This is a genomic window from Afifella sp. YEN Y35 (genome assembly GCF_047553465.1).
GTDB classification, from domain to species: domain Bacteria; phylum Pseudomonadota; class Alphaproteobacteria; order Rhizobiales; family Afifellaceae; genus Afifella; species Afifella aestuarii.
In genome coordinates this window covers 194,415-216,660 of the sequence record NZ_CP180203.1, presented here as the reverse complement: position 1 = coordinate 216,660, position 22,246 = coordinate 194,415, and the positions used below count along the sequence as shown (strand labels likewise).

At 62.9% G+C, this 22,246-nt stretch carries 26 protein-coding genes; 13 read left to right on the top strand and 13 right to left on the bottom strand.

Annotation, left to right across the window (positions count from 1 at the left end; genetic code table 11):
- Nucleotides 1-79: 79 nt before the first annotated feature.
- The gene (locus ACK8CP_RS01035; protein WP_414833048.1) at nt 80-628 is read right to left on the bottom strand and encodes a TetR/AcrR family transcriptional regulator; all 549 of its coding nucleotides are present in this window, start codon (nt 626-628) and stop codon (nt 80-82) included.
- A gap of 89 nt (nt 629-717) precedes the next feature.
- On the opposite strand from ACK8CP_RS01035, the gene ACK8CP_RS01030 reads away from it, so the two are divergent.
- Nucleotides 718-1,761 carry an NADP-dependent oxidoreductase gene (locus ACK8CP_RS01030; RefSeq protein WP_414833047.1) on the top strand — a complete coding sequence of 348 codons (1,044 nt, stop codon included), beginning with the start codon at nt 718-720 and terminating at the stop codon, nt 1,759-1,761.
- A gap of 30 nt (nt 1,762-1,791) precedes the next feature.
- Here the strand turns inward: ACK8CP_RS01030 and ACK8CP_RS01025 are convergent, their stop codons facing one another.
- Both ACK8CP_RS01025 and ACK8CP_RS01020 read right to left on the bottom strand, forming a co-directional pair.
- Nucleotides 1,792-3,183, bottom strand: a complete 1,392-nt coding sequence (locus ACK8CP_RS01025; RefSeq protein WP_414833046.1) for a pyridoxamine 5'-phosphate oxidase family protein — start codon at nt 3,181-3,183, stop codon at nt 1,792-1,794.
- Nucleotides 3,180-3,656, bottom strand: coding sequence for a hypothetical protein (locus tag ACK8CP_RS01020; RefSeq protein ID WP_234628753.1), 477 nt, complete (start codon nt 3,654-3,656; stop codon nt 3,180-3,182). Before ACK8CP_RS01020 ends, ACK8CP_RS01025 begins: the two co-directional genes overlap by 4 nt.
- A 167-nt stretch (nt 3,657-3,823) precedes the next feature.
- Between ACK8CP_RS01020 and ACK8CP_RS01015 the strand changes: the two genes are divergently transcribed.
- Nucleotides 3,824-4,651: an arylamine N-acetyltransferase family protein gene (locus ACK8CP_RS01015; RefSeq protein ID WP_414833045.1), complete on the top strand. Its 828-nt coding sequence runs from the start codon at nt 3,824-3,826 to the stop codon at nt 4,649-4,651.
- Nucleotides 4,652-4,832: 181 nt separating this feature from the next.
- Here ACK8CP_RS01015 and ACK8CP_RS01010 read toward each other — a convergent pair whose 3' ends face one another.
- Nucleotides 4,833-5,249: an ASCH domain-containing protein gene (locus tag ACK8CP_RS01010; RefSeq protein WP_414833044.1), complete on the bottom strand. Its 417-nt coding sequence runs from the start codon at nt 5,247-5,249 to the stop codon at nt 4,833-4,835.
- Between the two features lie 208 nt (nt 5,250-5,457).
- On the opposite strand from ACK8CP_RS01010, the gene ACK8CP_RS01005 reads away from it, so the two are divergent.
- Complete coding sequence (locus ACK8CP_RS01005; protein WP_414833043.1) at nt 5,458-6,078, top strand: hypothetical protein; 621 nt, start codon at nt 5,458-5,460, stop codon at nt 6,076-6,078.
- Nucleotides 6,079-6,174: 96 nt separating this feature from the next.
- Nucleotides 6,175-6,546, top strand: a complete 372-nt coding sequence (locus ACK8CP_RS01000) for a SecDF P1 head subdomain-containing protein (RefSeq protein ID WP_414833042.1) — start codon at nt 6,175-6,177, stop codon at nt 6,544-6,546.
- A 118-nt stretch (nt 6,547-6,664) separates the two neighbouring features.
- Here ACK8CP_RS01000 and ACK8CP_RS00995 read toward each other — a convergent pair whose 3' ends face one another.
- Together ACK8CP_RS00995 and ACK8CP_RS00990 are read right to left on the bottom strand one after the other, a co-directional pair.
- Nucleotides 6,665-7,066 carry a hypothetical protein gene (locus ACK8CP_RS00995; protein WP_414833041.1) on the bottom strand — a complete coding sequence of 134 codons (402 nt, stop codon included), beginning with the start codon at nt 7,064-7,066 and terminating at the stop codon, nt 6,665-6,667.
- Between the two features lie 174 nt (nt 7,067-7,240).
- Nucleotides 7,241-8,146, bottom strand: a complete 906-nt coding sequence (locus ACK8CP_RS00990) for a LysR family transcriptional regulator (RefSeq protein WP_414833040.1) — start codon at nt 8,144-8,146, stop codon at nt 7,241-7,243.
- A gap of 97 nt (nt 8,147-8,243) precedes the next feature.
- Between ACK8CP_RS00990 and ACK8CP_RS00985 the strand changes: the two genes are divergently transcribed.
- Nucleotides 8,244-8,978, top strand: a complete 735-nt coding sequence (locus ACK8CP_RS00985; protein WP_234628760.1) for an SDR family NAD(P)-dependent oxidoreductase — start codon at nt 8,244-8,246, stop codon at nt 8,976-8,978.
- A gap of 11 nt (nt 8,979-8,989) precedes the next feature.
- Nucleotides 8,990-9,661 (top strand): SDR family oxidoreductase, encoded by a 672-nt coding sequence (locus tag ACK8CP_RS00980; protein WP_414833039.1) that lies wholly within the window; start codon nt 8,990-8,992, stop codon nt 9,659-9,661.
- Nucleotides 9,662-9,905: 244 nt separating this feature from the next.
- On the opposite strand, the gene ACK8CP_RS00975 is transcribed toward ACK8CP_RS00980, so the two are convergent.
- Both ACK8CP_RS00975 and ACK8CP_RS00970 read right to left on the bottom strand, forming a co-directional pair.
- Nucleotides 9,906-10,136 carry a pyridoxal-phosphate dependent enzyme gene (locus ACK8CP_RS00975; RefSeq protein WP_414833038.1) on the bottom strand — a complete coding sequence of 77 codons (231 nt, stop codon included), beginning with the start codon at nt 10,134-10,136 and terminating at the stop codon, nt 9,906-9,908.
- Between the two features lie 349 nt (nt 10,137-10,485).
- Nucleotides 10,486-10,773 (bottom strand): hypothetical protein, encoded by a 288-nt coding sequence (locus ACK8CP_RS00970; RefSeq protein ID WP_414833037.1) that lies wholly within the window; start codon nt 10,771-10,773, stop codon nt 10,486-10,488.
- A gap of 264 nt (nt 10,774-11,037) precedes the next feature.
- Between ACK8CP_RS00970 and ACK8CP_RS00965 the strand changes: the two genes are divergently transcribed.
- The gene (locus ACK8CP_RS00965) at nt 11,038-12,192 is read left to right on the top strand and encodes a DNA cytosine methyltransferase (RefSeq protein ID WP_414833036.1); all 1,155 of its coding nucleotides are present in this window, start codon (nt 11,038-11,040) and stop codon (nt 12,190-12,192) included.
- 4 nt (nt 12,193-12,196) lie between these two features.
- The gene (locus tag ACK8CP_RS00960; protein WP_414833035.1) at nt 12,197-12,634 is read left to right on the top strand and encodes a very short patch repair endonuclease; all 438 of its coding nucleotides are present in this window, start codon (nt 12,197-12,199) and stop codon (nt 12,632-12,634) included.
- Here ACK8CP_RS00960 and ACK8CP_RS00955 read toward each other — a convergent pair.
- Nucleotides 12,581-13,429 (bottom strand): hypothetical protein, encoded by an 849-nt coding sequence (locus tag ACK8CP_RS00955; protein WP_414833034.1) that lies wholly within the window; start codon nt 13,427-13,429, stop codon nt 12,581-12,583. The genes ACK8CP_RS00960 and ACK8CP_RS00955 overlap by 54 nt on opposite strands.
- Nucleotides 13,430-13,682: 253 nt before the next feature.
- Nucleotides 13,683-14,654: a threonine dehydratase gene (locus tag ACK8CP_RS00950; protein WP_414833033.1), complete on the bottom strand. Its 972-nt coding sequence runs from the start codon at nt 14,652-14,654 to the stop codon at nt 13,683-13,685.
- A gap of 155 nt (nt 14,655-14,809) precedes the next feature.
- Between ACK8CP_RS00950 and ACK8CP_RS00945 the strand changes: the two genes are divergently transcribed.
- The 4 genes from ACK8CP_RS00945 to ACK8CP_RS00930 all read left to right on the top strand — a co-directional run bounded on the left by ACK8CP_RS00945 (nt 14,810) and on the right by ACK8CP_RS00930 (nt 19,726).
- A complete protein-coding gene (locus ACK8CP_RS00945; protein WP_414833032.1) occupies nt 14,810-15,607 on the top strand; it encodes a helix-turn-helix domain-containing protein in 798 nt (265 codons plus the stop codon).
- Nucleotides 15,608-15,847: 240 nt separating this feature from the next.
- On the top strand, nt 15,848-16,816 hold the full coding sequence (locus tag ACK8CP_RS00940; protein ID WP_414833031.1) for a cation diffusion facilitator family transporter: 969 nt from the start codon (nt 15,848-15,850) through the stop codon (nt 16,814-16,816).
- Nucleotides 16,817-16,851: 35 nt separating this feature from the next.
- Nucleotides 16,852-17,499, top strand: a complete 648-nt coding sequence (locus ACK8CP_RS00935) for a TetR/AcrR family transcriptional regulator (protein WP_414833030.1) — start codon at nt 16,852-16,854, stop codon at nt 17,497-17,499.
- A 961-nt stretch (nt 17,500-18,460) separates the two neighbouring features.
- On the top strand, nt 18,461-19,726 hold the full coding sequence (locus tag ACK8CP_RS00930; RefSeq protein WP_414833029.1) for an abortive infection family protein: 1,266 nt from the start codon (nt 18,461-18,463) through the stop codon (nt 19,724-19,726).
- Nucleotides 19,727-20,488: 762 nt separating this feature from the next.
- Here the strand turns inward: ACK8CP_RS00930 and ACK8CP_RS00925 are convergent.
- Nucleotides 20,489-20,959: a pyridoxal-phosphate dependent enzyme gene (locus tag ACK8CP_RS00925; protein WP_414833028.1), complete on the bottom strand. Its 471-nt coding sequence runs from the start codon at nt 20,957-20,959 to the stop codon at nt 20,489-20,491.
- Between ACK8CP_RS00925 and ACK8CP_RS00920 the strand changes: the two genes are divergently transcribed.
- On the top strand, nt 20,915-21,019 hold the full coding sequence (locus tag ACK8CP_RS00920; protein WP_414833027.1) for a hypothetical protein: 105 nt from the start codon (nt 20,915-20,917) through the stop codon (nt 21,017-21,019). The two genes, ACK8CP_RS00925 and ACK8CP_RS00920, sit on opposite strands and share 45 nt — an antisense overlap.
- A 111-nt stretch (nt 21,020-21,130) precedes the next feature.
- Here the strand turns inward: ACK8CP_RS00920 and ACK8CP_RS00915 are convergent, their stop codons facing one another.
- Together ACK8CP_RS00915 and ACK8CP_RS00910 are read right to left on the bottom strand one after the other, a co-directional pair.
- Nucleotides 21,131-21,910, bottom strand: coding sequence for an SDR family oxidoreductase (locus tag ACK8CP_RS00915; protein ID WP_414833026.1), 780 nt, complete (start codon nt 21,908-21,910; stop codon nt 21,131-21,133).
- The gene (locus ACK8CP_RS00910; RefSeq protein ID WP_414833025.1) at nt 21,907-22,230 is read right to left on the bottom strand and encodes a nuclear transport factor 2 family protein; all 324 of its coding nucleotides are present in this window, start codon (nt 22,228-22,230) and stop codon (nt 21,907-21,909) included. The genes ACK8CP_RS00915 and ACK8CP_RS00910 overlap by 4 nt, the downstream gene beginning before the upstream one ends.
- Nucleotides 22,231-22,246 lie beyond the last annotated feature (16 nt).

Below are 22,246 nucleotides of genomic sequence, written 5' to 3'. Positions count from 1 at the left end.
AACCTGGCCAGGCCTGGGCCGGGCTTCGGCCAGGCCCAGAGCCGCCTGAGCCCGCCCCGAAGACAAACCCGCCGGCGCCTCACCCCTTCGTCAGGATGGCGCCGGCGATCACGTCGAAAAGATGATCGGCCCGCATCCGAAGCGCCGGCTGATCCCGCAGCCAGGCGAGCGCACTCAACAGCGCAAAGAAGTCCGTGCCGTCGAGATCGGCCCGCGCCGCGCCCTCCGCCTGCGCCTGGGCAAGAAGCCGCCCGCCCGCCGCGTGCATCTCCTGGCAGGAGGCATGAAGCGCCGAGGCCTCGTCGGCGATCGCCGCCACCATCGCCTCGATCGCCCCCCTGAAATTGTGCGCGACGGCGACGGCCTCGCGCAGCCACGCCACCAGCGCATCCCCCGATGAATGTGTGGCTTCAAGCTCCGCGGCCCGCGCCGTCAGCGCATCGAAGCTTTCGCGCAGCAGCGCATCGAGCAGCGCCTCGCGGCTCGGAAAGTGGCGATAGAGCGTCCCCAGGCCGACGCCGGCCCGGCGCGCGATATCGCGCAGCGAGGCATCGGCGCCCTCTTCGGCGACCACCTCGCGCGCCACGGCCAGAAGCTGCGCGTAATTCTTCCTCGCGTCGGCTCGCATTCTCTCCCCTTGACAAACGGAACGCTGCTCCGAATATATGGAGCACCGTTCCGGATATTTCTATCCCATCCACCGCAAGGGTGAAAGCCATGTCGCCAGAGACGATGCCAGCGACCTTCAGCGAGACCATGAAAGCCGTTCGCTTCCACGCCTTCGGCGGGCCGGACGTGCTCCGCTACGAGGACGCGCCGAAGCCCTCGCCGGCACCGGGCGAAGTCCTCGTGCGCGTCCATGCGATCGGCCTCAACCCGCCCGACTGGTATCTGCGCGACGGCTACAGCATGCTGCCGCTCGAATGGCAGCCGAAGGTCGACTTCCCGGCCATTCCGGGAACCGACATATCCGGCACCGTCGAAGCGCTCGGCCCCGGCACCGAAGGTTTCGCAGCGGGCGACGACGTCTATGCGATGGTGCGCTTTCCCGAAGGTCTCGCCGGGCAAAGCCGGGCCTACGCGGAATATGTCACCGTGCCGGCGTCCGAGCTTGCTCGAAAACCCGCCGGCATCGATCACGCCCATGCGGCCGCCGCCCCGATGTCGCTTTTGACCGCCTGGCAGTTTCTGATCGACCTCGGCCACGATGAGCCGAACCCGTTGCAGCCGGCGCAGCATCGCCCGGTCCCCTTTGCCGGCAAGACCGTGCTCGTCAACGGCGCGGCGGGCGGCGTCGGGCATTTCGCGGTGCAGATCGCAAAGTGGCAGGGCGCGCGCGTCATCGCCGTCGCTTCCGGCCGCAACGAGGCTTTTCTGCGCGGTCTCGGCGCCGATGATGTCATCGACTACACCAGGACTCCGCCCGAGGAGGTCGTCCACGATCTCGATCTCGTCGTCGATGCCGTCGGCGGCCCCCGAACCGGCCGCTTCCTCGCCAGCCTGAAACCCGGCGGGGCCCTCTTTCCGATCTTCCCGCTCGGTTTTGCCGGCACTGAGGAAGCCGAAAAGCGCGGCATCACGGTCTCCGCGACGCAGGTGCGCTCGAGCGGCACGCAGCTTGCCGAACTCGCCCGCCGCCTCGACGACGGCACCTTTCGCGCAATGATCGACAGCACCTTCCCGCTCGCCGAAGCGCGTCAGGCCCACGAACGCGCTGCGCAAGGCCACATCCAGGGCAAGATCGTCCTCACCGTCGCCTGAGACGGCGCTTCAAACCGGCCAGGGCCTGCGTCATCTGTCGAGATGGCGCAGCACCGGCTGACCCTTGAGGACGAGCCGGATCTGCCCGCGGCCCTGGCGCAGAAGGCGCACCGGCAGCGCCCGCTCGTCGAGCCGCCGTTGCAGAAGGAGAAGCCGCGTCTCCAGATTGTCCTTGTAGTCCGGCAGCCGGAGATCGCGCGCCAGACGGATCTCGCGATTGCTGAAATCCGTGCGCGTCTCGCGCAGATACGCGTCCAGGAGATGCACGAGCACCCGGCCCGCCACGCCCTTGATGACATAGCGGCCGTCGATGAAGACGCTGTCGTCGAACGCGTGATGATCGACCTGAAACGTCGCTTCGGGCGGCTTCTCGGCGGCGCCCTCCCCCTCGTCCGAAGCGCTCTCGCGCGCCAGCATTTCGGCAAGCGCGACGGCCTGCGCCGCCTGATGCGCGACGATCGCAAGCCCCGTCTCCGCGCTCGTCCCGAAAGCGAGGCGCTCGCGGCTTTCCACGAAGATCACGCCCTGCACGCTGCCATGCGCCATCATCGGCACGGCGATCTGGCTCATCGCATCGGCAAGCCCCGGGAGCGCGATCATGCGCGACCGGTCCTCGTCCGCGCCCGCCTGGCGCACGGCCGCGCCATAGCGGCGGACGCGGCTCATATCGCTCACTTTCACGGTATGCCCCCGGGCGGCGGCCATGCCGATCACGCCCTCCCCGACCGCCACTTCCGAGCCGATGCCGGAGCGCTCGTAGCCGAGACTGCCGATCGTCGTCAGCGTCCCGCCGCTCCCTTCTGCGCCCGCGCCCTCACTCGCCGCGGGGCTCGCGCCCCCGCCCGGTCCCCCATTCGGGCCAACCAGAACCATGACATGCCGATAGCCGAAATGCCGGTTGAGCCCCTGCAGGATCTCGTCGACCACCCCGATGAGCTCGCTCTCCCCCGCAATCCGCTCGACGACGGCTGCGACCTCGGCAAGGCTCGGCTCGCGGGCAACCGGCGCCGGCGTGCCGCCTTCGGGCGAGGGGCATTCGACGATATCCTCGACGCGAAACACATCGACGCTGCGCAGGCGCATCACGCCGGCCATGCCGACCTGTGCGCTCGTCGCCGCAAGCAGCGCTGCGACCCGCACGAAGAGCGGCCCCTCCTCCATCCGGCGCTGAAAGCTGAGGCCGAGGCGAAACTGCCGTCCGTCGCGCCCGTCGACCAGAAGAAGCGTCGCCACCGGATTGGCGCGCAGATTGGCGGCGGTCTTGGTGAAGAACTGGTTCGACAGCGCCACATGCGCCTCGTCCACCCGCACCACATGCGAGAGATAGGAGACGTTGGGCGTGCCGTCCTCGGCAACGGTCGCAACGACCGAGGGAATGACGCCTTCGAAACAGCCCGAAAGATCTGCAAGGCTGAGGCTCACCTCTCCGCCTCCACTTCCTTGCCGGCGCGCGGCCCCGGCGTCTGGTGGAAGACCGCCTCGATCGCCAGGCGCACGAGAACCGGCTCGCGCCCGGAAAGCCAGAGAGAGCTCATCGCCGGCGTCACGCCGAGCGCGGCGAGCGCCTCCGTCATCGCCGCGATATAGCGGGCCGAGCGGTCGCGCGCGGCGGGCGGCGCCTCGCCCACCAGCGCCCGGCCCTTCACCTGGTAGGAGACGTAATCGACCGGCCGCGTGAAGGTGATCGCCGCAGCGCCGGTGTCGCGGAGATTGGCGACCGTCGCCCCCCATTGCCAGGCGGAGACGACGATCTCGACCGCGCTTGCGTCCGGCACCGACCACGCCCCGACGCCCCGGCCGATCTCCGCCCGGTTCGCCCGGTCGCGCGTTCCAACGATCATCATCACGGGGCTCGCGATGAAATCGGCAAGCTCCTGGTCGATCCGCATGGCCATGACGCCCGAACCCCGGCCCACGCCGGCACCGCCCGAGCTTAGGCGAATTTTAGGATCGCGTCGCCGCCCTTAAGAGGCATTTAGGAAGCGCCGGCCCGCCCCTCTTTCTAAAAGCCGTCCGACCGCGCCACGCCACGTCCAAGGCGCGCCACCGGGAGAAGCAACCCATGTCTTTCAATTTAGAGACCTATCTCGCCCGCATCGGGCTCAGCCAAGGCCCGGCGACCCTGGAAGGCCTGACCGCGCTCCAGCGCGCCCAGATGGCGACGATCGCTTTTGAGGATATCGAGCCCTATCTCGGCATCGTCCCCGACCTTTCGCCGAACGCGATCTGGCAGAAACTCGTCATCCGGCGGCGCGGCGGCTATTGCTTCGAATTGAACGGCCTCTTCGGCGCGGCGCTGAAGGCGCTCGGCTTCACCGCAAGGCCGGTTCTCGCCCGCGTGCGCATGGGCGCTGCGACGGGCGGCATCCGTGCCCATCTCGCCTGGATCGCGACGCTTGAAGGGCGCGATTATCTCGTCGATGCCGGCTTCGGCGGTCCCGGCCCCTTCGGCCCGCTCGAACTCGTTATGAACGAGGAGCAGACGGTCGCCGGCGCCACCTTCCGCTTTACCCATGACGCGGCAACCGGCGAAACGCTCCTCCAGCGGCGCGAGGGGGAGCAATTTCTCCAGCTCTTCGGCTTCGACGACGGCCCCTTCACCGCCATCGACATCGAAAGCGCCAATTATCTCTGCACCCATTGGCGGGCCGGCGCCCCCTTTCCGGACAATCTGATGCTGAGCCTGACGCGCCCCGAAGCCCAGCTCACCCTGATGAACCGGACGGCGAAGCGCGTCAGCGCCGACGGCGTCACGAAAGACTGGCAGATCGCCTCCCCGGCCGAGCTCGAACGCCTCGTCGTGGAAGGTTTCGGCCTGAATTACGAGCGCCGCGTGATCGGCGCTCTGTGGGAGAAACTCTATGCGGAGCGCCTCGAACTCGCCGCCTGACCCGCCCCCGTCATCCCGAAATCCCCTTTCGGGGTGACGGCGCTTTTTCGGAAGGACGACGCGCCTTCGCGATGAAGACATTCCTGCCGGATGAAAACGCGGCCGCGTCCGGCGCACCGCGCCCGCCGGCCACTGCCGCACCACCGCCGCGCCACCTCCGCGCCCTGAGGCGAAGAAATCCTCAACGCGCCAGATCTTCAATGAGAACGAACCGCTCCCAAAGGATCGGCAGATCCGGCGAAAACCCGCCATTGCGTTCAAAATAGCCGCGATGGCCCGCGCGCCAGCCCTCCAGGCTGTCGTCCTCGCCCTCGGCGAGCGCCATCGCTTCCGTCACCTCGTCGAAGCGGCATTCCACCAATTCGACGGTCTCGATGACGAGCGCCGGCGTGTCGTCCCAGTTGAGCGCGATGTCCCGCCGCCCGATGGCGGGCATCGGCTCGCCAGCCTCGAAGTCCCGCAGCGCGCCGCAGGTCGCCACCTTCTTGCCGGCCCGCACCAGCGCAAGAAGCGTGTCGCACAACGCGGCGCTGTCGCCGAACTTGAACGTCTCCGCCCCCGGATACCGCCGCTTCAGCGCCGCCAATTCTTCAGACATCAGCGCATTCCCTCCTGCCTCCCAAGGCCCCGCCGCATACGGCCCATCCGACCCCATGCGTATCGCTTCGCCATATAACCGAGTCGCGACCTTGACGTTTTATGACGGAAAACCGAGACCCCTCGCCGGCACCCCCTCTTCGGACAGCAGGAAGGAAACCATGGGACAGCCCAAGCAGCCGTTTGTTTCGTGGGGAGCCGCTTTGTTTGTGGCGATACCCGCGGCCCTCTTCGCGATCCAGGCACAAGCCGCCGAGGCGAAGCCGTTCGATGCGACGAAGGCGTTCTGCGAGCGGCAGACTTTCGTCCTGGAACGCATCGAGGAGGTCGGCCCGTGGCTCGACTATTTCAGCGGCCTGCGCAATGGACGCTCGCCCGTGCCGGATGCGAATTGCCCGAGCTCCACGGTCCGCGCCATCCTCAACATCGCCACCAGCAGCACCCTTGAGATCGCTGAAGCGCAACGATCCGCCCTTCACGGCTTCTACGTCGCAAGATCCATGGAGCCGGAACTGGGCGATCGAATTGTCGATCCCGACGGCTCCTTTCGCTATCGCGGCGACGTCGTGCTGATGAGCTTCGTCTGGCTGCTTTGCCCCGGGCATGGAGAGGAAAGGCTTTCCTGCGTGACGGGCATCATCGAAGACTTTCCCACCCAGTTCGTAGAAACGAGCCCGGTCTTTTGCGACTTCGCGGCGCTCGACAAGGCGAAGGTCGAATGGCCTCCCAATCGAGAGGTACGTCCCCTGGTCTGCGCAGCCGGCGGAACCTCGCAATCCGCCGCCCCCGAAGCATGGCTGAGGCGGGCCGGAATCATCCTCGGAGACTAGGCGGACGCATCGATCGTGCCGCCGCCTCCGATGGCCGCCATATATGCGCCGCCCCCTTGCGCATTCTCACGTCTGACGACCGAACCCGGAAAACCCATGCGGATACGACACATCTTCGCCGCCGCCTTCCTCGCTGGCCTTCTGCCGACGCACGCCCTCGCGGACACGCTCGCGCTGTCGCTGGCAGAGGCCCAGACCGTGTTCGACGAGGCGAGCCGGCAATGGGAGGTCGTCATCCGTCTCGACGATGACAGCGCGAAAGCCTTCGCCCGGTTCACGCAGGCCCATCAGCAGGAAAAGATCGCCGTCATGGTCGACGGCGAGGTGCTCGTCACGCCGATGATCCACTCACCGATCTACGGCGGCCCTCTCCCGATCGGCGGCTCGGACAGCCAGGCCAAAAGCCAGGATCTGGCCGAGCGATTGCAGAGCGGCCGCGCCATCCTCACCGTCGCCCCGGCAAAATAGCCACCGCCCACGGGCCGCATCCACGATCATTCCACGGCGCCCAGAACCTCTCCGGGTCAAACTCTCGGCACCACCTCTCCGGGCAGCAGAAAGCCGGGCCTCGCCCGCAGCTCACGCCCTACTTGCCAGCGACCGCCGCGAGAATGGCGAGCGACATGAACGAAAAGACACAACCGCCCATGGAAAGAAACATGATATTTCTATATCGGCGAAATTCCTTCTTCGTAAACAAATATCCGAACCGCTCTGAACTCTGAGCCGCGCGCCGCCCCAGAGTCGAAGGCTTCATATAGATCAAGTTAAGTTTTCCGATAACTATAAACGTATTAATAAAACCAACAAAAAGGCTGATAGTGAAAAGCACCCCCAGAGCGTTTCTGACAAATGCAATATCAATCAGATCCATCTGATCTCCCCTCACCGGAATCGACATCTGAGGCCCATCCTGCGCCCCGCCCAAGAGACCGATCGCCCGGCGCGGCTCTGTCAAAACCAACGGCCGGCCGATCTTGGATGCCATCGGAGACGATTGCGCGCTCCGAAAGCTGCGTTGGAAATCCGCCGCCCGTGAATCGCGTCAGCAATGCGCCCATCGAACCGTTCCCGTATCCAAGCTTTCTGCCCAAAAGCGGATATTCGCGTGAGCAAGAGCAGCAGCGCATTCGCGGACGAGACTGCCATTCGTCTCGGAGTGTTATCTCGCGTCCTTCCGCACGTCCGACCTGATCTTGTCGATGACAGCGCGCGTCGCGGCGGGCATATGACGCTGGCGGGGGTAGGTCAGATGAAAGCCCGCGAACGGCGCGCTCCAGCGTTCCAGCAAGGGGGTCAGAGCCCCTGCCGCAATATGATCACGAACCGTATCCTCGATAGCGAAGGCGATGCCAAGCCCGTCCAGAGCCGCCCTTTGCGCCACCGTCTTATCATTCACGACCAGTCCCCCCGACGGCGTGATGGAGAACCAGCGGCCGTCCTCGAAGAACTCCCACGGAAAGGGATGCAACTGGCCGGGCCAGCGCCAGCAGATACAATCGTGGGCCAATAGATCGCGCGGATGACCGGGGGCGCCGTGCTGCGACAGATAGGCAGGGGACGCGACCGCGATCTGGCGCAGATCCGCGCCCAAGGGCACGGCGATCATATCCTGAGCGATGACCTCGCCGATACGGATGGCGATGTCGAAGCCATCGGCGACGGGATCTCTGACGGCATCGTCCAGAGTGATGTCGAGCGTCACCTCGGGCAGGTCCCGACGCAAGTCGGGGAGGACCGGCAGCAGGAATCTCTCCGCGGCCGACCGGAACGTGACGATGCGGACCGTCCCCCGTGGGCCGCCCTTGCTGTGCGCCTGTGCCAGCGCCGCGGACATTTCCGCCACTGCAGGTTCCATGCGGCCCCTCAGATGCGCGCCCGCCTCGGTCAGCACCACGCTTCGGGTCGTCCGCTGGAACATCTGCTGCCCCACCTCGGCCTCAAAGGCGCGGATGGTCTGGCTGAGAGCCGAGGGCGTGACGCCCAGCTTCTCGGCCGCGCGCGAGAAATTGAGCGTCTCGGCGACGGCAAGGAAAGCACGAATTTGCGCGAAATCGGTGGGCGTCATGGATGGAATTGCGAAGCTGACCTAACAAGCCTAATAAATCTTTCGTAGATTATAAAGCCCTGCAGCCACGCGTATCTCCGTCGCAAAGGAGATACGTATGACTGAAGATCTTGCCGGCCGAACAGCCCTCGTGACCGGTGCCGCCCGCGGGATCGGGCGCGCCACGGCCCTGACACTGCGTGCACGCGGCGCGCAGATCCTCGCCACAGACATGTCGGAAGCCGTGCATGATCTTGCAGCCGACGGCATTGCGACCCTGACCGGAAATATCGCGGATGAAGAAACCGCCATTCGCAGCGTCGCCCTGGCCGTGGAACGCTTTGGCAGGCTCGACATCCTCGTCAACAACGCCGGCCGGACGATGAACAAGCCGCTCGTCGACATGAGCCTGGCGGATTGGGATGACGTGATGTCCGTCAACGCGCGCGGCACCTTCCTGCATGCGCGCGAGGCGGTACGGGCCATGCTGTCCAGCGGAGGGGTCATCGTCAACATGGCCTCGATCGTGGCGCAGGTGGCGATGAAGGATACCGCCGTCTACGCGGCGTCCAAAGGCGCGATTGCACAACTGACCAAGGTCATTGCGGTCGAATATGGCGATCGCGGCATTCGCGCCAATGCGGTCCTGCCCGGCGTGATCGAAACCGACATCCTGGAGGATATCGTGCCCGACAGCCGCGCCACTCTGGCCAGCTATGGCGCCGCCCATCCCCTGGGTCGCGTCGGCCAGCCGCAGGACATTGCCGAGGTCGTGGCCTTCCTCGCCTCGCCCGCCTCCGCCTTCATGACGGGCACGCTTGTGACCGCCGATGGCGGCTTCACCGCACTTTGAAAGGATAGACGATGCCCTCCATTCTTATAATCGGGGCCGAACGCGGTCTTGGTCTTGGCCTGGCGCAGACCCTTCACGCACAGGGCTGGCAGGTCACCGGCACCGCCCGTTACGGCGCAGACACGAGCAGTCTGGGCAAGGTCGCAAAGGTCGCCCATGTCGATGTCACGCGGGCCGACGAGATCGCGCCGCTGCGCGCTGCGATCGGCACCTTCGACGTCATTTTCCTGGTCGCCGGTGTTTACGGTCCGCTGCACAACTCGGTTGTTGAGGCGACCGAGGACGAACTGTCGGATATCATGATGACCAATTGCTTCGGTCCCATCCGCCTGGCCCGTCACTTGCTGGACCGGCTGAACGAGGGCGGAACGCTCGCCGTGATGTCGTCGCACCGCGCAAGCATCGCGATGAACACGGAGCCGGGCCTGAAGCTGGACCTTTATCGGGCCAGCAAGGTGGCCCTCAACATGCTCGCCCGCACGATCCATGCCGACACCGGGCTGACCGTCCTGTCGATCCATCCCGGCTGGGCCGCCACCGCCATGGGCACGCTGGACGGCACGGTCGCGGCGGAGATCAGCGTCGAGGAAAGCGTGGCAGGAATGGCCGAGGTGCTGAAAGCCAATATGGGATGCCGGGAACACCGTTATCTGGATTGGCGAGGCAATACGCTGCCCTGGTGATTTCAAAGATGGCCGGCCGCACGGCGTTCCCCGCGCGAGCCTTCATTCGGAGGTCGCCGTCCCCGCCTGCTCCACACCCGAGGTGACGCTCGGTGCGGATGGCACTAGGGGATAGGAAGCCGAAGGGCAGCTTTTCGCCATACCGTCCATAGAGCTGCCGGTCCGCCCTCCATCCCCTCGGCAAACTCCCGCCCGGCGATCTCGACCCGCACACGACAGCTCCCCAGTCTGACCTCCACCGCATCTAAGCCACCGGCGTTTGGCCCGAAAGAATCTGCCGGAAGACGGGCATGTCGATATTGCCCCCGGTCAGGATGAGGGCGACGCGTTTGCCGCGAAAACGTTCGCGCGCGCCCATCAGCGCGGCCAGAGGCGCGGCACCGGCCCCTTCCGCCATGTTGTGCGTGTCGGTGTAGAGAATGCGGATTGCCTCGGCGATTTCGTCCTCGCCGACCAGCAAGGCGGCGTCGGACATTCGGCCTGCCAAGACGGCCGGCCCGGCTGTGCGGACAGTAGGCCGACAAGGCTGGATGCTGGCATCTCACAAGGTTTGAACGCCAATACCCCGCCGTCGCACATCCCGCCTAAGACACCGGGCGAAGCCCGTAACGGTCGGCGGATCGGAGAGCGCAGCAAAAAGCCAGGATCTGGCCGAGCGATTGCAGAGCGGCCGCGCCATCCTCACCGTCGCCCCTGCGGAGTAGCCACCGCCCACGGGCTGCATCCACGACCATTCCGCGGCGCCGACAACCCGTCCGGGGCCATTCTCTCAACACCACACTCTCGGGACAGCAGAAAGCCGGGCCACGCCCGCAGCTCACGCCCTACTTGCCAGCGACCGCCGTGAGAATGGCAAGCGACATGAACGAAAAGAAACAACCGCCCATGGAAAGAAACATGATATTTCTATCTCGGCGAAATTCCTTCTTCGTAAACAAATATCCGAGCCGCTCAGAACTCTGAGCCGCGCGCCGCCCCAGAGTCAAAGTCTTCATATCGATCAAGTTAAGTTTTCCGATAACTATAAACGTATTAATAAACCCAGCAAAAAAGCCGATAGTGAAAAGCACCCCCAGAGCGTTTCTGACAAGTGCTATATCAATCAGATCCATCTAATCTCCCCTCACCGGAATCGACATCTGAGGCCCATCCTGCGCCCCGCCCAAGGGACTGATCGCCCGGCAAGGCTCTGTTAAAACCAACGGCCGCTCCGATAACCAGCGAGGTCGAGCGCGTGCTGCGAGAAGGCCATAGGCGGTTTGTCTGTTAAGAAATCGAGAAACCGTGTTTCCACCGACCAACCAGCGTTGTATGGATACCCTACGTGAACAAAAAGCGAATCACGTGTGAGGCCGCCAAACGCGGGATCGGGAAGTTTGCAAGTCGCAGGACTCTTTGCTGGCATCGGCGGTCTGGAGATCGGTCTCGCAGCAACTGGTCACCATCCAGTGCTTCTCAGCGAGATATCCGAACCGGCGCGAGCCGTCCTGGCTGCCAAGTTTCCTGATATCGAGTGTGCCGGCGATGTGCGCGCGATCCAAAATCTCCCCAGCAGCGTAGATTTGATCACTGCGGGATTCCCTTGTCAGGACCTCAGTCAGGCAGGCACAACAAAGGGTATCACGGGTGAGCGTTCCGGCCTTGTCGGACAGATCTTCCGTCTATTGGATGACCATCCAACGCCGTGGGTCGTCCTGGAGAACGTCTCATTTATGCTGCAGCTCGACGCCGGGCGCGGCATGCGCATGATCGTTGAGGCGTTTGAGGAGAGGGGCTACAGGTGGGCCTATCGCGTGGTGAATACGCTAGCTTTTCTGCCGCAGCGACGCGAACGGGTAATTTTCATCGCAACCACCAGCGATATCGATCCGGCCAGTGTAGTGCTGGCGGATGAAGCCGAAGCCCCGACGCCAGAAACGCGTCTCGAGACCCACGCTCATGGTTTCTATTGGACCGAAGGTGTGCGTGGTCTGGGATGGGCACCAGATGCCATCCCCACGCTGAAGAATGGATCCACGATCGGGATACCTTCACCACCGGCGATTCTGCTGCCCAACGGCGACATCGTTACCCCGGACATTCGTGATGCCGAACGGCTTCAGGGGTTCTCCAGAGACTGGACTCTTGAAGCCGAGAAAGTCGCTCGGCCCTCGAGCCGTTGGTCTCTGGTAGGCAACGCCGTATCCGTGCCTGTCGCGGAGTGGATCGGGCAGAGACTGTCAATGCCAGGTGGATACGACTGCGCCAGAGACCGCGCATTGCCGGCCAATGGCCGCTGGCCGCGTGCCGCTCGCTACGATGGAACCAACCGCCTCGCAGTAGAGATAAGTGGCTTCCCCGACTATCGGCCGCGCGCGCCATTGGCCGAGTTCCTGCAGCATCCGGGGAAGCCGCTATCGGTAAGAGCGAGTCAGGGTTTCCTGTCCCGCACAGAGCGCAGCAGCTTGCGGTTTGTGCCCGGGTTTCGAGCCCGGGTGCGCCAGCACCTTCACCGTATGATGGTTTCTGCCAACAACATCGCTGCGGAATGAGCTGATGGGACAACCGGTCCCCACGACGGCGGAACGCAGCGCCCTTATGGGCCGGGTGCGCCAGAAGGAGACCTCACCGGAGCTGAGGATCGCATCACTGCTACGCGAACTGGGCGTCGGATACCGCAAGAATGTACGCGCGCTGCCCGGCTCCCCCGACTTCGCCAACCGGAAACGGCGCTGGGCAATCTTCGTCAACGGCTGCTACTGGCATCACCACACAAACTGTCGAAAAGCCACAGTACCTAAAGCGAACCGAGACTTCTGGTGGGCGAAGTTTGAACGAAACCGTCAGCGCGATGCCCGTGCTATTCGTGAGCTTAGACGGGCCGGCTACCGCGTCGCCGTTATCTGGGAGTGTCAGGGCGAAGAGGCCCGCAAGCGCGTCCTAAAGCTGACTGAACCGAGTCGCATAGATGTGGGTCAGACGGTCGATAAGTGAGTTGTAGTGGTCGACGTCGCCTGACTGCGGTGCCGGCGGATCGGTGACCAGAGAAACCGGAGAACCGTCATTACGGCATTCTACGACTGCGATTGCCAGCGCGTCATAACCCACATCGCCGAGACGCGACCGACGAGGAAGCTCACGCACCTTCTCGATCGCGGTGGTCGTCGCATGGGGCTGGCGGTGCCGGTTCCATACGGGCCCTACCCGCTGGATATCTTGATTGCGGCCGGGACTAAGAAACTCGTCGGCAAAATTGACCATCACGAAGCCAGCTGCGATCGCCTGATCAGTCGCGCCGTGAACAGTAGCGTGCGAAGAATTCAGTTCGTCGTACAGCCTCGGCCGAGCCTTCGAATGCTCGGTCATGCAGGCCTTCGCTTCAAGCGCCATGAGAACCGCACCCACTGGCGCCATTGTAAGCGCCGGGAGGCCTCGCAGAATCTGCTGTTCGGTGGCGGTCAGCTGTACATCGTACCGTAGAGCGAGAGCCGAAAGGGTCATTTCCTCAGAGACGACGGAGCCGGTTGCCGCCGTGCAGAGTACAAGATCGAGATCCTTCTTCCGATTGTTGGTGAAGTCACGCATTTCGTGATTGATGCCGAAATGTACGAGACCCGATTCGACGTGCTCCCTCAAAAGCGTGCTACGCTGCATGAGGTCGAAAATTATCGCCCAGCAAGCCACCTTCGAGTGATGATCGCTTCGAGAGTTGTACTGCCAGTGATTGCCTCGTTTATCCGGCCGAGTAACTGCGCTCAGCGTACGTGCAAGAATTTCCAATCCAGCCATCTACAACCCGCGACCTACTAACCGTGCATAGGTAGCGGTGCCGATGATCTGTGTCGACTCCGTGCGATTATAAGTGAACAGAAGACCTCCGCCGACCGGGGCAGTCGAGGCACAGAGCATGTGGACGGTGATGTCGATGCCGCCCAGGCCTATCCTGCGCCCCCTTTAGAGAAACTGCATTCCATCCCCCCGCAAACTCCCGCCCGGCGATCTCGACCCGCACGCCACCCTCCCGGCTCAACCTCCACCGCCTCTAAGCCGCTGGCGTGTGGCCCGAAAGAATCTGCCGGAAGACGGGCATGTCGATATTGCCCCCGGTCAGGATGAGGGCGACGCGTTTGCCGCGAAAGCGTTCGCGCGCGCCCATCAGCGCGGCCAGAGGTGCAGCGCCGGCACCTTCCGCCATGTTGTGCGTGTCGGTGTAGAGAATGCGGATTGCCTCGGCGATTTCGTCTTCGCCGACCTGCAAGATGCCCGCCGCGCCGTTCAGGATGATCTCCAGCGCCTCCGGCTGAGGCTCGCGGCAGGCCACGCCGTCGGCAAATGTGCGCGCGGTCGGGGTGGGTCGGGGCCGGCCGGCTTCGAAGGATCGCGCAAAGGCCGGCGCGTTTCGGGCGACCACACCCCAGATCTCCGTCTTCAGGCCCAACAGATCGCGCAGCGTGATCAGGCTGCAGATCCCCGATCCCATGCCGACCGGAACGAGGACGGCATCGATGTCGGCGTGGTCGGTGAACAATTCGCGGGCGTAGGTGGCGACGCCCGCAACGATATCGCGGTGGAAGGAGGGGACGAACGTAAAGCCGTGCGAGGCCTGATAGCCCGCCGCAATCTCCCGGCTTTCGTCGAAATCCTTGCCCGCGACGATGACTTCGCCGCCGAAAGCCGCCATCGCCGCATTCTTTTCGCGCGAATTGCCTTCCGGAACGATGATTTTCACCGGAATGCCGGCTCGGGCGGCGCCGATGGCGATGGATTGGCCATGGTTGCCGCGCGTCGCCGTCACCAGGCCGGGCGGCAACGCGCCGGCGCGGCGCAGGTTTTCGACATAAAACAGCCCGCCCCGCGCTTTGAACGAGCCGGTGGGCGTGTGGTTTTCGTGCTTGACGATGACCTCCGCCCCGGTCCGGCTCGCCAGAAGAGGCCAGGCATAGGCGGGTGTCGGTTTGACGGTCGTGCCGACGACGGCAACGGCGGCGTCCAGGTCGTTCAGGGAAAAGAGCATTGCAAAATCCTTGCGTGGCAATGGCTCTCGGATCATGCCTCCCGCGCGCCCCGGCGGGCTTTCATGAATCCGATGCGAAATCGCCTGCGCCCATGAACTGCGGGTGAGGATGCCTCTGCAAAATGCTACGCTGCGGCATGACGACGACGCACAGCATGGGCGCTTACCCCACCGAGCCGGTCAGGACGTACGAAGACGCGACATGGCGCGTGGAGCTCCTCCCCCGGCAGGCCTACGAAACGCGCTACACGCCCGATCGACCCGTGATCGGCTTTGCGTTTGATCGCCAGAATGGCGTCCATGCCTTTGCGGGCGACAGGAACCGTGATTTTGCGGCGCGGGCGAACGGCTTCGCCTATCTGCCCGCCGGCTGCGAAATCTACTCGCGCTCTGAAGGTGGCGGCGAATACCTCAGAATTCTGCGCAAGAACGGCCAATATGCGAGGCCGCACGAGCGGCACTTCAGCAATTTTGCCCATCGGGCGGCGACCAATTCAGCCCACCGTTTGCGCCGGCAAATCCTGCTTCAAGACACACGTGATCCCCTTACGATCGAAGCGCTCGCTCTCGACCTCGAGCGTGCGGCAACGGCGATCATCGATGGGGCGGAACCTCGCGATTTGGCGGCGCAATGGATGACGCAGAGACGCATGAGCCGTGTCGAGGCGATCATCGAAGCCCGCTTTGCCCAGGCGTTGACTGTCGCCGAATTGGCCGAGGCTCTCGACTTGTCGGCCGATTTCTTCACCCGCGCCTTTCGCGCGGCTTTCGGCCGGACCCCGCGCGACGCCATCATCGACCGCCGCATTCGCCATGCACGCGATCTGCTGTTGAAGAGCGATGCGCCGTTGGCCGCGATCGCCCTGGCGAGCGGCTTCTCCTCTCACGCCCATATGACGGCACAGTTCAGCCAACGTTTGGGCATGTGCCCCAGCCAATTTCGGCGGACATGATGTCGGTTGCTAGAGGCTCTGCGGCCCCACAGCAAAACACGCATCCCGTCACCGCGCGTTCTCTTTCGGCAAAATCCCGCCCGGCGATCCCGACATGCAGGCGACAGAGTCCGGGCTGGGCTCGACCGTGCGGGAGTTGACCGGATTATTTCTATGCCGTAGATATTCTACACCGTAGAAAAACCCCATCCGGGCTCGACCGCGTCGCCCGTGCCGCCAGCGCCAGGCGCAGATGGTCGGATGATTGACACAGACATGAGCGCCAAGCCCGGCCTTTTCGACCTGAGTGACGAACGTGGTGTGCTGAGAACATCCATCGCGATGACGCTGATGGTCTCGGCGCTCGGCATCGGCTTTGGCCTCATCGCCGGTTCGTTCTCGATCCTCTTCGACGGCGTGTATTCGCTGGTCGATGCCAGCATGAGCCTCCTATCCCTGCTCGTGGTCAATCTCATCACATCTTATGCCGCCTCGAAGAAACTGCCCCGCAGGTTGCACGAGCGCTTCTCCGTCGGGTTCTGGCATCTGGAGCCGATGGTGCTGGGGCTGAACGGCACGCTTCTGATCGGCGTCGCGATTTATGCGCTTTTCAACGCGATCAGCAGCCTGCTCGAAGGAGGCCGCGATCTCGAATTCGATTGGGCCATCGTCTACGCCGTCATCACGCTGATCGTCTGCGCGGTCACCGCCGTCGTCGAGACGCGCGCCAACCGCGGGATCGATTCCGATTTCGTCCGGCTCGACGTCAAGGGCTGGGTCATGTCCGCGGGCATCACGGGAGCTCTCCTGATCGCCTTCTGCATGGGCTATGGGATCCAGGATACGAAATGGCAGTGGGTTTCGCCCTATATCGACCCGTCGGTTCTGACACTCGTCTGTCTGCTTCTCATCCCGCTGCCAGTCGCGACCGTGCGGCAGGCGATGGCCGACATCTTCCTCGTCACGCCCGCCGACCTGAAGTCACATATCGAGGAGGTGGCGAGGGCTTTCGTCGACAAGCACGGCTTCGTTTCGCACCGCGCCTATGTGGCGCGGGTCGGCCGCTCGAAGGATATCGAGCTCTATTTCATAGTCCCGGCCGATGCACCGGCACGCCACATCCGCGAATGGGACGCGCTGCGTGAAGAGGTCGGCGCGGCCATCGGCGGCGAAGGGCCGGATCGCTGGCTCACGATCGTCTTCACAGGAGACCCCGCATGGGCGGACTGATGCGCCCGACGCGATGAAGAGAGGATGGCACAGCCATGGCGAGAAAGACGCGCCACCTTGCCGCTGGCCCGCGAAACCTGTCGAAGAACACCATCCTCGAGACCGCCATAGACTTGATGGAAGAAGCCCGCGAGAGCGGCTTCAGCCTTCGCAAGCTCGGCGAGCGCGTCGGTTGCGATCCGATGGCGATCCTCTACCACTTCGGCAATAAGAACGGCCTGTTTCGCGCGATGGCCGATGAACTGATGGCAAGGCTCGAGACTGTCGACGAGTCGAAGCCGTGGAATGAGCGGCTGCGCGACCATGCCCGTCAGTATCGCACACTGGCGCTCGGCCATCCGAACACCTTCGGCCTGACGCAGCGGTTTCTCAACACCGGCATCTCGGATTTCGCGCATATCGAGATGGTGCATCGCGCGCTGGCCGATGCCGGAATCCCCGACACGGAGGCCCCGGCTGTCTGCCTTGCCTGGTATGCCTCCGTGATCGGCCTGTGCATGGGTGAAATCGGAGGGCTGATCCGGCCTGCGACCGAGGCCGAGACGCAGGAGATCCTGGAAACGCCCGAAAGACGATATCCGCATCTGCATGCGCTCGCCCCCGCCTATCGGTCGCTCGATCCCGATGTGGCGTTCGAAACCGCCAGCGATATCCTGATCCAGGGAATTGCGCGTCTGCCTTGAGCAAGATGCGCAAAGGCTCGGAACGGAACCGTCTTGCTGAAAGGTCTCACGATCCGCGCCTTCGACCCGGCGACGGACACCGAAAAACTCTCAAAGATCTGGCTGGACGCATCCCTCCTGGCGCCTCCCTCCTGGCGCATCCCGTCATCGGCCGAGCCCGGCGCTTCAATCACCCGAATTCCGGCGCGATGGCGCGCCGGATCACACGGTCGGAACGGTGCCGCCGTCGATCATGTACTCGGCGCCGGTGATCGCACCGGCGCGCTCGCAGGCGGAAGGCGATCAGGCTTGCCACCTCCTCCGGCCTGGAGACCCGGCCGATCGGAACCCCGCCGAGCGTGTTCATGAGGACCCGCTTGCCATGCGCGATGCCGGTACCCGCCTCGGCCGCCCGGGGCCGGCAGATCTGAATGGCGGCGGGTCAGCGAGTTTCTGGGCCAAGACCCGCCGTCGCGCGTCCCGCCCGAGACACTGGGCAAAGCCCGTAACGGTCGGCGGATCGGAGAGCGCAGCAAAAAGCCAGGATCTGGCCGAGCGATTGCAGACCGGCCGCTCCATCCTCACCGTCGCCCCTGCAAAATAGCCACCGCCCACGCACTACTTGCCAGCGACCGCCATGCGTGTATGCGCCACCAAACCAAGGGCGAATTGGCGTGTCATCCGGCAGCCCAAATCTATATCGATCGACTGCATCCACGCCTCATTCTAAGCACGGACCGTTGCGATGCCAGCCTCCGCACTTCAAGCGACAAGAGCACGTCACCGATGACGATTGTGCGCACTCCAAAAGAGGTGTTGGAAATCCGCCGCCCGTGAATCGCGGCAGCTATGCGCCCAACATGGCCATTCTTATGGACGTGTCTGCCGCTCGAAAGCGGACATTTGATATGAAGGATGCGCAGGGCCATTATGGAATTCAGCAGCTGCTTAAATCAGCGCCTTACTGATATAAATGGAACCTATGCGATATCTTAGTATTCGTCGTGAGATTGAAGGCGCCTTGCCAACTGTCGCAGAGCTACTGCGCCAGAAAGATGAAAACGAAGCCCTTCGTGTTGTTACGCAGGCGGAAATTGAAATTGCAGAAACAGGCTATGATAACTGGAATGGTGGAACTGAAATTTGGACAATTTTCCTCAGGATTCCAGTTGGCATATTTGTTCCTATTGAGGAGCGTCGCGGCGATATTGCGAACACCATCACAAATAATCTTAAGCTCGTCGTTGGGGACGATAACGGTTTCTGGGTAGGTGTCGAAATCTCACCCATGCGGGCATCCGCGCCTGGGCGAAGTGTTCCAGATGGTAAAATCAGTGAGCGAACTCGCGCAGCAGTCCTTGATGAGATGCGAGCACGCGAGACTCTATGGTTCGGAGCTCTGAATGAGATTGGTTTTTTGAGCCGCATCTTCGACCTCTCCTCGATGCCATCGTTTGACAGTAGGTACGACAACGCTGAGGGCGATATCTGGCAGCACTGCGTCAACAATAACGACTGGCCTATGGAATGGATCTATAGCGATAGTCGGTTCCGACTTTATGCAGCCGATCAAGACGTCTTTCTGAAATTTATCTGCGAAGTGCTCCATCCTATCGTGCGCAAAGATGATAGTGAGCAGGACACGCTCGCCCAGGCTTTTAATGGACATCTTCGTAATGATGGGTGGGAGCTTGTCGAAGACGCGCTAATTGAGGGGCGCCCTGTCTATGTCCCCCAACGCAAAGTTCATGCACTTGGCGGGTCAGTGAGACGCATCAAGGCCGTTGCCGCGACGTTGAACTCAGATACCCTTTACGAAGATTTACGCCGCCTTGAGCGCATTGGCGACAGCGAACCCGGAGAAGCTATCGCTCTGGCTAAGGAAATCGTCGAGAGCTGCTGTAAGCTCATCCTCGATGACCGTGCGGTGGCCTATCCTGAGAAGGCAGAAATCCCTGAGTTACTGAAGCTTATTCGAGCCGAAATCAAAATAATGCCAGATGGGATTGACGAGAATGCCAAAGGTGCAAAAGAGATCAAAGGTATCCTGACAAGCCTCGGAAACATTGCTCATATGCTAGCGCCCCTGAGAAATGCCTACGGTAAAGGCCACGGTCGCGGCAGGGATTTCAAGGGTCTTCAGCCACGTCATGCTCGCCTCGCGATTGGCGCAGCCAGCACCTTTGTCGATTTTGTCCTGGATCGTCATCTATCTCAGTCAGAGCGCTCATCGGATGAAGCCAACTGAGCTGAAACAGAATTGTGAATTCTGTTTCGGGATCACGTTAAAGATCAGTAATACCAAAATTTATTTCGGATCAATAAACCCCTCTTCGCTGAGGCGAAGAGGGGCCGTGTCAGTAGCCAAGATATTGGATGATGGTGACCAATGCCGCAGCAACTATCACAAGCTCTGAAACGAGCTTAAGTGCCTTCAACATAGGAATCTCCCGTGCTGAATAGGGTATATTCAGCCGGGCTAGAGGCATTCCCCAGTATCCAAGCAATCCCGCTGTGAGTGTGAATTAGCACCCATCTTGCTTACAGCGGTCGTGGTGTACCAGCGAATCCTAGATGTCACACCCACAGTTATATGGTGGAGAAGATCGTAAGGCGCAAGCGAATCAGGCTGAATTTAATTTTGAAACAGAATTATAGTATTCTGTTTCAACGGTTGCGCTTCCGGCCAAGAGTGAAAACGACCGACAAGAGCCATTTTCGGATCGGCAGCTTTCCGTGAGCTACCGCTCTGAAGCTGACGGTCTCCTTTCGACCCATTTCCACCAAGCCCCGACCGACGAGGTTGGGTGGTTTTGCGACTGTCGGCTTTTGGGGCGGACTTGCGGTAAGCTGCCGTCCCGAAAACGATTGTAGTATGAGACATGCAGGACCAATGAAAGATCATCGAGAGACCAGCTCAATCCAGCAGACCGTTCACTCTTCTGTCTCTACAGAGGGATGTGACACCCGACGTGCGCGCCAGAGAATCCCGGCTCAACCTCCACCGCATCTAATCCACCGGCGTTTTGCCCGAGAGAATCTGCCGGAGGACGGGCATGTCGATATTGCCCTCGGTCAGGATGAGGGCGACGCGTTGGCCGCGAAAACGTTCGCGCTCGCCCATCAGCGCGGCCAGAGGTGCGGCACCCGCCCCTTCCGCCATATTGTGCGTGTCGGTGTAGAGAATGCGGATTGCTTCGGCGACTTCGTCCTCGCCGACCTGCAAGATGCCCGCCGCGCCGTTCAGAATAATCTCCAGCGCCTCCGCCTGAGGCTCGCGGCAGGCCACGCCGTCGGCAAATGTGCGCGCGGTCGAGGTGGGGCGGGGCCGGCCGGCTTCGAAGGATTGCGCAATGGATGACGCAAAGACGCATGAAACGTGTCGAGGCGAACATTGAAGCCCGCTTTGCCTCTTCTGGTGAAGAGCGATGCGCCGTTGGCCGCGATCGCCTTGGCGAGAGGTTTCTCCTCTCACGCCCATATGAGCGCACAGTTCAGCCAAAGACTGGGCATGTGCCCAAGCCAATTTCGGCGGACATGATGTCGATGGCTGCATCTCTGCGCCCCACACAGCGGAACGAGCATTCCGCGTCTTGACGCGCATCTCCCAGCCCCACGAACCGCAGCTCGTTCATCGCAGTCCGGCGCCGGATTACACGGTCGGAACGGTGCCGCCGTCGATCACGTACTCGGCGCCGGTGATCGCACCGGCGCGCTCGGAGGCGAGGAAGGCGATCAGGCTTGCCACCTCCTCCGGCCTGGAGAACCGGCCGATCGGAACCCCGCCGAGCGCGTTCATGAGGATGCGCTTGCCATGCGCGATGTCGGTGCCCGCCTCGGCCGCCAGGCGCCCGGCAAGCCGTACCGCAGCCTCCGTTTCGATCCCGCCCGGCGAGACCCGCAGCACGCGGATCCCTTTCGGTGAGATCTCCTTTGAAAGGCTCTTGCTGTAAGTCGAAAGCGCCGCCTTCGCGGCCGCATAGGCCGTCGTCGCCTCCGGCAGTGGCAGCTGGCGCTGGATCGAAGTCACGTGGATGACGACGCCGTGTCCCTCAGCCACCATGCCGGGGACGAGCGCACGGTCGAGCCTCACCGCCGGCATCAAGTTGAGGTCGATCTCTTTCGCCCATTCCGCATCGCTCAACGCCGCGAAACCGCCAGCGGGGGCTGACGAGCCGCCGAGCATGTGGACGACGATGTCGAGACCGCCCAGGCGCTTGCGAACCTCGCCGGCGAGCCTGGCACAATCGGCGGCAACGGTCAGGTCCGCCTCGACGAACATCGCCGCGTCGACGTTCTCCGGCCTCGATCGCGCCGTCGTCAGAACGTTTGCACCGAGCTCGCGAAACAGGGAGACTGTAGCCGCACCCGCGCCGCGGGTGCCGGAGGTGATGAGCACACGCTTGCCCTCGAATGTGAGGAAGGCGCTCATACGCCGATCTCCAAGGCGGCGATCCGATCGCCCTTGAGACGGAACCCGAAGGTCAGCACAGCCGGGCTGCCCGGAAAGTCACCGCGCACCTCTGCCCGGACGCGATATGTGTCATGCGCCTCAGACCCTTCGAGCGGCTGCGCGCAGTGCCGATATTTTTCCTTCGTCTCGCGCCACCAGGCCGCAATCGCCTCCAGCCCACAATGCTCCTGGCCCTCGTCGCGCACGACGGCATCGGGCGCAAGGGTCTGAAGCAAGGTCTCAAGATCGTGGCGCCTGTCGGCAGCGAAGTAGGTTTCGATCGGGGAAGGCAGGTTCATGCCGCCGCTCCATCTG